The 588-nt window shown below is 41.7% G+C and carries 2 tRNA genes and 1 pseudogene; all 3 read right to left on the bottom strand.

The annotated features are described in order from the left end of the window. Positions 1–66: pseudogene (locus ACERCF_RS12520) on the bottom strand (IS1595 family transposase); the annotation flags it as partial. A 270-nt stretch (positions 67–336) separates the two neighbouring features. After that, positions 337–412 (bottom strand) — tRNA-Trp (locus ACERCF_RS12515). A gap of 59 nt (positions 413–471) precedes the next feature. Further along, positions 472–548 (bottom strand) — tRNA-Asp (locus tag ACERCF_RS12510). Positions 549–588: the final 40 nt, after the last annotated feature.

The following is a 588-nucleotide window of genomic DNA, read 5'->3' as shown; positions in this document are numbered from 1 at the left end:
TACGCCTGCTACAAACAGCTCTATGAGTTTATGTTGTTTGTACTGACTTAGACGACTTTTTCTCATAGGGTTATCTTAACCTAAATGGAAGTTTTAGTCGTTATCTAGGACAGCCCCTTAATTTTATTTCATCTAAAACTGATAAATTCATAGTGTAGCCTCACTAAAATAGTGTTTAACAGGATTGTTTTCCTTTCTCTGTTAAGAGAAAGGAAATGCATAGTACTATGCAAGGCTGATAAAAAATCAAGATAATAAGCGGTCTAAATTACCCAATTTTTTTGCAAAATTCAGAAATGCAAAAAGCCGACTGAAATCAGTCGGCTTTCTAAATAATGGCAGGGGCGGAGAGGCTCGAACTCCCAACACCCGGTTTTGGAGACCGGTGCTCTACCAATTGAACTACGCCCCTATTGGTAAATTCTGTGTGGTTGTAGGGGCAAATAATGATTTGCCCCTACTTAAATAAGTTGGCGGAACGGACGGGACTCGAACCCGCGACCCCCTGCGTGACAGGCAGGTATTCTAACCAGCTGAACTACCGCTCCGCAAATTCATAGATTGATAATGCCCTACTCTCACATGGCG

Source organism: Mannheimia kashgarensis (assembly GCF_041807705.1).
GTDB lineage: Bacteria > Pseudomonadota > Gammaproteobacteria > Enterobacterales > Pasteurellaceae > Mannheimia.
The sequence above is the reverse complement of the archived record's forward strand: the minus strand, read 5'-3'. Positions and strand labels throughout refer to the sequence as shown.